The organism is Salibacterium aidingense DSM 18341 (assembly GCF_000429685.1).
Taxonomy (GTDB): Bacteria; Bacillota; Bacilli; order Bacillales; family Marinococcaceae; genus Salibacterium; species Salibacterium aidingense.
Window position 1 is genome coordinate 1 of sequence record NZ_AUCI01000051.1, and the last position, 7,212, is coordinate 7,212.

The window sequence follows — 7,212 nt, forward strand, 5'->3', positions numbered from 1 at the left end:
TTTTTCCATCAGCCTCTGTACCGCAAGACCAGGGAGCTGCTTCATACCATGCAGGTCTTCAAAGTTCGTCGTAAAAGCCGTGTAGCCGCCGTCTTGCAAAAACGCTTCCAACCCGGCTTCTATACGAGCCTGCTCCCAAACTGCTCCCCATTTATTTTTGTTGGATCTCAGTTTTTCAGATATATCATATATTTTCTCGTATTCGTTAACAATTTCCGTTACTTTTTCTTCCTCCACCTGCTCGATGTATCCAACCAACTCTCCAATCCCATGGGCTTGAACCACCCATCCAAAGACAGCTTCTGCTTCTACCTTATCTCCTTCGGTAACAGCGACATTCCGCATGTTGTCCCCAAATCTTGCAACTTTAATATTCCTTCCTTCGGCAAAAGCGACCGCCGCTTTTGCCCAGCGTCCAATCCGTTTTCTTACGCCCGGCTGCTGCCAGTGCCCGGCCGCCACTTTCCTGGGTATGTCCAGTCTTGCTGTCATAAAACCAAATTCACGGTCCCCGTGGGCTGACTGATTCAAATTCATGAAGTCCATATCAATCCGTTCCCATGGAATTTCTGCATTATACTGCGTATGCAGGTGCAGGAGCGGTTTTTGCAGGGCTTTTAACCCCGCAACCCAAATCTTTGCCGGAGAAAATGTGTGCATCCAGGTAATAATGCCTGCACAGTCATCATCACTGTTCGCCTGCTGAATTAAGGATAATATTTCATCCGAGGTGGTCACCACCTGTTTAAACTGAATATTTGGTGTAATGGCTTCATCAGCCTGCAGCGCTTCTACGATTTCTTTCGAATGGCTCTCGACCTCTTGCAGCGTCTCGTCTCCATATAAATGCTGACTGCCCGTCACAAACCATAAATTATAGGCTGTGGTTTTTACCATAACGTCCCCACTTTCCTTTCATTTCTATTTTAACTTGTACGTATAAGATGGTACCATTTTAACATTAACTTGTTAACAATTTAGGAGAATGAAATGTCTTTAAAATAATGATTATCATAAAACTTGTATTAATAATTTATATTTTAACATTTTTAATTTGACACTAGTACGTACATGTATTATGTTTTATTTATCGTTGCCAATTATTTTATCATTCTCATCTTAAAGGAGAGTTCCAACATGAAAAGTAAGCAGTCGTTATGGTACATCGTTTTGATCGCTTCAGCAGCTGGTATGGCCGGTTTTTTATACGGTTTTGATACCGCTGTCATATCAGGAGCCATTACATTTTTACAGGATCTGTATGATCTAAGTCCGGCCATGGAAGGCATTATTATCTCCAGTGTCATGGTTGGTGGAGTGATCGGCGTAGGAATTTCCGGTTTTTTAAGTGACCGTATGGGAAGGAAAAAAATCTTAATGGTCTCGGGGATTATTTTTGCTGTTTCTGCGTTGTGGTCCGCTTTAGCCGGTAGTGTTCTTTCCCTTATTCTGGCGAGATTTTTGGGTGGACTGGGGATTGGGTTTGCTTCTGCTTTATCCGTTACATATATTGCCGAATGCGCCCCTCCTGCCATAAGAGGACGACTAGGTTCGATGTATCAATTATTTACCATTATTGGAATATCAGGTACTTTTTATATTAACCTCGCTGTTGCCAATTCCGGAACCTATCAATGGGGACTGGAAACGGGTTGGAGATGGATGCTGGGTTACGGTGTCATACCAGGTATACTTTTCTTCCTTCTTTTGATTTTCATCCCGGAAAGTCCGCGATTTCTGGTCAAAAATAAAAAAACAGAAGAAGCCCTCCATACCTTGCAGCGCATTAATGGCCGGGAAACCGCACAAAAGGAGTTAAATTCTATCCAAGCATCTATTGAAATGGAAACCAGTACATCCATCCGGGAACTGCTGCGTCCGGGCTTGCGTAAAGCAATGCTTCTTGGTATTTTTTTGGCTTTGTTTAATCAAGTGATAGGAATGAATGCGGTGACATATTACGGGCCGACTATTTTCCGTGGGATAGGTTTTGAAAATAATACTGAATTCCTCGCTACCAGTTTAATTGGAACAGTGCAGGTTATATTTACTATTGTCGCTATCCTCTTAATTGATAAAGCGGGACGAAAAAAGTTGATGGCAGTAGGATCCAGCCTCATGGCACTTTTTATGGTGTTGATTGGGAGCGTTTTCTATTTTAATATTGATGGGATATGGGCATTGATCTTTATCATGGGATTCACAGCAGCCTTCTGTATTTCCATGGGACCTATTCCGTGGATCATGATACCGGAAATTTTTCCAAACTATTTACGCGCCAAAGCTGTTGGTATTGCTACTATGTTTTTATGGGCAGCCAACGGTGCCATCGGCCAGTTTACCCCGATGCTCATTAATAATGCAGGGGGCGCTTTTACATTCTGGATGTTCGCAGCGATTTGTTTCATCTGCTTTATCTTTGTTATGACCATCGTTCCGGAAACGAAAAATAGAACACTGGAAGAAATCGAAACAATTTGGAAGCCGGATAAACGGTATATTAATTACTAATAAATAATAACGAGGCTGGAACAAAATCATATAGGTCAGATAAAAATCCGAACAATTATCTTACATTCTCCATTAGAATTCGGCATTGTTCGGATTTTTCATGCTGCATCTTGCCCTCTTAAAACAACCAATGGGAACGGAGTATACCGCTGTACGATCGCTGCGGCCGGCCACTGCGCTTTCCATGGGAACGACTTCACCCTAACTTGGTAAAAAGAATCGCTTTACCAAGTGGATCTTCAGCTCGTCTTCGTCCCATGGGAGTCTCCGTGGCCGGCCTCCGCTATGATAAGGAACTGCAGCGTTTGGGAACATCCGTTTGCATGGACTACGTCACTTTCAATGATTCGTCTTTCGGGAGAAGTCATTTCGTTTTGTCCCAGCCTCAATATAAGAACGGAAGACATCATTTTTCTGCTGTGTGAAGCAGCGCCGGCCTGTGGTTGCTGATTAATGCTTTTTCCGTTATTTCCGGCTGTTTTTTCGAGCTCCCTTATTACAACCCTATGAACCTTTGTTTTTACTTATAATATCAAACGCCACAGCTGCTAATAAAACCAGCCCTTTAATTGCCTGCTGCCAGTCGGTGCCTATCCCCATCAAGGACATGCCGTTATTTAAAACCCCCATTACCAATGCTCCAATTACTGCACCAAATACAGTACCGACACCGCCTTTCATCGAAGCGCCGCCAATAAATGCCGCAGCTATGGCATCCAGTTCGAATAAATTCCCGGCCGTTGGAGTTGCTGCATTCAACCTTGCAGAAAAAACTAATCCGCATAAAGCAGCAAGTATTCCCATATTCACAAATACCCAGAATGTCATTTTTTTCGTTTTGACTCCTGATAGTCTGGCAGCTGGTTCATTTCCACCAACTGTATATATATGTCTGCCGGTAATCGTATTATTCATAATAAACGTGTATCCTATAATCAACGCAAACAAAATAATCAATATAAATGGAATCCCTGCATAGGAAGCTAAAATATATGTAAGTGTCAGTATAACCGCTGCCATCAGCACCAATTTCGCCAAGAACAGCGGAAAAGTACTCGTTTGCACTCCATATTTTATTTGATCTTTTCTTCCCTTCCACTCATACATTACATAGATAAGGGAACAGGCAGCACCTGCTATTAACGTTAGGACATTTAATGGATTATCAGGAGTTATATCAGGGATAAATCCAGTGCTTATACTTTTAAAACCGGCGGGATAAGAGGAAATGGTCTGTCCATCAAGAACTACTAAGGTCAGTCCACGAAATAATAACATTCCTGCCAATGTAACAATAAAAGAAGGTATGTTTACATAAGCCACCCAAAAACCCTGCCATGCCCCAATCACAGCTCCCAAGAACAAACACATGAAAACAGATACTAATACCGGTAGATCATATGAAATCATCATTATAGCAGAAAGCGCCCCCACAAATGCTGCTACTGATCCTACGGAGAGATCAATATTCCCTGTGATAATAATCAACATCATTCCTATTGCCAGTACAATGATATAACTGTTTTGCATGATGATATTCGTTATATTTAATGGGGTTAACAATGTCCCGGCCGTTAGTATTTGAAAGAATAACATTATCCCAATTAATGCGATAATCATTCCATATCTACGTATATTTTTATAAAAAATGACCCTCATAGTATCCATATCAATTACCTCCCGTATGCTGCCGTCATATATTCCATCAAAACTTCCTGATCCGCTTTCTCTTTGGCAACTTCACCGGTTACTCTTCCATTGCTGAGAGCATAAATCCGGTCACACACGCCAAGTAATTCAGGTAATTCTGAAGATATCATAATAATGCTTTTACCCTTTTCTGCTAATTCATTAATAATTTTATAAATTTCGAATTTAGCCCCTACATCAATTCCTCGTGTCGGTTCATCTAGAATTAACACTTCAGGATGAGTAAATAACCATTTCCCCAAAACTACCTTTTGTTGATTGCCTCCGCTTAAATGCACCACCGGCTGGTCGATGCTGGATGCTTTAATATTCATTTGTTTTTTTAAATCTTCCGCAGCTTTTATCTCCAGATAATCTTTTATTATGTTATTTTTCGACACCTGCTTTAAATTGGAAAGGGTTAAATTGTGTCTTACACTATCAATGAGTATCAACCCATATTCCTTTCGGCTTTCAGATACATAAGCCACCTTATGCTCAATAGCATCACTAACATTTTGAACAGTGATGGGTTTACCATTCAAATATAATTCGCCGCTGATTTTTTTGCCGTATGACTTTCCAAAAAGACTCATTGCCAATTCTGTTCTTCCTGCCCCCATTAACCCTGCAATACCAACTATTTCCCCCTCATTGACATGGAGATTGATATTATCTAATACTTTCCGTTCAGACTGCTGGGGATGATAAACATTCCAGTTCCTTATTTCGAACGTTCTCCCCCCGATATCTGTAGTCCTGTCAGGAAAAATATTGGTTAAATCCCTTCCTACCATTGCTTTAATAATTTGATTTTCTGTTATTGCCTCCCCTTTCAGAGAGAGGGTCTCGACGGTCCTTCCATCTCTTAAAACAGTCAGACTGTCAGAAACTTTTAGTACTTCTTTTAGTTTGTGAGATATCAAAATACAGGTAATTCCCTGGTTTTTGAATTCTAGAAGAAGATTGAGAAGATTCTCACTATCTTCTTCATTTAAAGCAGCTGTCGGTTCATCTAATATTAAAAGCTTCACTTCCTTAGAAATAGCTTTTGCAATTTCTACTAATTGCTGCCGGCCCACCCCGATGTTTTTAATTTTTTCAAGCGGTGGAATATCCAGCCCCACTTTTTGCAATAAGTCTTTTGTGTATGTAATGGTCTTGTTCCAGCTGATGATTCCTTTTGATGCCTGCTCATTTCCAAGAAAAATATTCTCAGCAACTGACAATTCCGGAATTAACGCAAGTTCTTGATGGATAATAACAATTCCGACGTTTTCACTATCATTGATATTTTTAAACTCACCCGGTTTCTTGTTAAAATAAATATCCCCGTTATAAGTTCCGTAAGGGTGAACCCCGCTTAAAACTTTCATCAGAGTGGATTTTCCCGCTCCATTTTCCCCAACCAGAGCATGGATTTCTCCTTTTTGAACAGTAATATTCACATCCTCCAGGGCTTTGACTCCAGGAAATGATTTGGTGATCCCTTTCATTTCAAGGATGTTCTCTGTATTTTTCATGCTTTGTCCCCCTTTGACAGCTTCCATTGGCATAATGAGCTGGAAATAATCCAACTCATTATGTCATAACAGAAGTCTCACATATCAAAATCCTCTTTGGAATAATACCCGGACTCTATTAACACTTCTTCATAGTTATCCTCATCGACAGGCACCGGTTCCAATAAATTGGAAGGGACCACTTTTTCTCCATTATCGTATGTTTCCGTATCGTTCACTTCTGCTTCTTCTTCCTTTAATACAGCATCAACCATTTCGACCGCTTTATCTGCTAAAGCTCTGGTATCTTTAAAGATCGTCATCGTTTGTTCCCCATCTATAATAGATTGAACAGAAGATGAATCAGCATCCTGCCCTGTAATAAGCGGCAAGGGTTGTTCCTCCGTGCCGTACCCAACTGATTTCAGTGAAGATATTACGCCGAGGCTGATTCCATCAAAAGGCGAATAAACGATATCAACTTCTTCATTGGAATAATCAGAACTTAATATATTATCCATCCGCTCTTGGGCATCTGATCCACTCCATTGAGGGGTAGCGGCTTGATCAAAATTCGTCTGTCCGCTTCTCACCTCAAGATCTCCAGATTCTATATAAGGCTCGAGCACTGACATTGCCCCGTCCCAGAAAAAATAGGCATTATTGTCATCAGGGGAGCCTGCAAACAGTTCAATCGTAAAAGGTCCCTCCCCCTCATCCAGGCCTATGTTTTCTTCAATATATTCTCCTTGAATGACACCCACTTCAAAATTATCAAACGTTGCATAATAGCTGACATGATCATGATTCATAATCAATCTATCATACGATATCACTGGAATATTTGAATTCTCAGCCATGTCTAGTACATTTGTAAGAGCTTCTCCATCAATGGGAGCAATCACCAGAGCATCGACGCCTTCCGTAATCATATTCTCTATTTGGGAAACCTGATCTTCTACCACATCCTCCCCATATTGAAGATCCGTGTCATACCCTAATTCTTCGAATTCTTCAACCATATTATTTCCATCATTCACCCATCTTTCTGATGATTGAGTCGGCATGGAAATTCCTATCGTTGTGTCTCCGCCGCTGCTTGTTCCTTCACTCCCGCAAGCTGCGGTCAAACCCAGGATCAACGCAGCTGTCAAACCCAGTATTCCTTTTTTCATTTTTATTCCCTCCCCTTCAATATTAGGCACAGGAAAAGGTCTTATCTTTTCTTCCAGTACCCTTCATTCTGTCGGATCTCTTTTTGGATTTCCCTTGGTTTTGATGTTTCATCGATCACAATGCATTCGATCCCGTGCATTTCCGCCCAGTCCTGCAGGTCCTCCGTTGTTAAGGCGTACGAAAGGCAGGTGTGATGAGCCCCTCCGGTGAGAATCCATGACTCTGCCGCATCACGCAGATTCGGTTTTGGCTCCCAGAGAACTCTGGCCACCGGCAGATGAGGCATCTCCTCTGTGACTTCTACCGCATCTACTTCATTCAATACCATGCGGAA

The 7,212-nt window shown here is 41.4% G+C and carries 5 protein-coding genes and 1 pseudogene; 1 reads left to right on the top strand and 5 read right to left on the bottom strand.

Features of this window, described 5'->3' with window-relative positions:
- A partial coding sequence (locus G475_RS0121920) for an L-arabinose isomerase family protein (RefSeq protein ID WP_026703080.1) occupies nt 1-897 on the bottom strand: 897 nt, incomplete at its 3' end.
- Nucleotides 898-1,137: 240 nt separating this feature from the next.
- Here G475_RS0121920 and G475_RS0121925 point away from each other — a divergent pair.
- On the top strand, nt 1,138-2,511 hold the full coding sequence (locus G475_RS0121925) for a sugar porter family MFS transporter (protein ID WP_051302829.1): 1,374 nt from the start codon (nt 1,138-1,140) through the stop codon (nt 2,509-2,511).
- 504 nt (nt 2,512-3,015) lie between these two features.
- On the opposite strand, the gene mmsB is transcribed toward G475_RS0121925, so the two are convergent.
- The 4 genes and pseudogenes from mmsB to G475_RS0121945 form a co-directional block, all read right to left on the bottom strand.
- Nucleotides 3,016-4,179, bottom strand: a complete 1,164-nt coding sequence (mmsB, locus tag G475_RS0121930) for a multiple monosaccharide ABC transporter permease (protein WP_026703082.1) — start codon at nt 4,177-4,179, stop codon at nt 3,016-3,018.
- A 5-nt stretch (nt 4,180-4,184) separates the two neighbouring features.
- Nucleotides 4,185-5,723, bottom strand: coding sequence for a multiple monosaccharide ABC transporter ATP-binding protein (gene mmsA, locus G475_RS0121935; RefSeq protein ID WP_026703083.1), 1,539 nt, complete (start codon nt 5,721-5,723; stop codon nt 4,185-4,187).
- Between the two features lie 77 nt (nt 5,724-5,800).
- Entirely contained in the window at nt 5,801-6,877 is a 1,077-nt protein-coding gene (gene chvE / locus G475_RS0121940; RefSeq protein ID WP_026703084.1) for a multiple monosaccharide ABC transporter substrate-binding protein, read from the bottom strand.
- A gap of 41 nt (nt 6,878-6,918) precedes the next feature.
- Nucleotides 6,919-7,212: pseudogene (locus tag G475_RS0121945) on the bottom strand (L-arabinose isomerase); the annotation flags it as partial.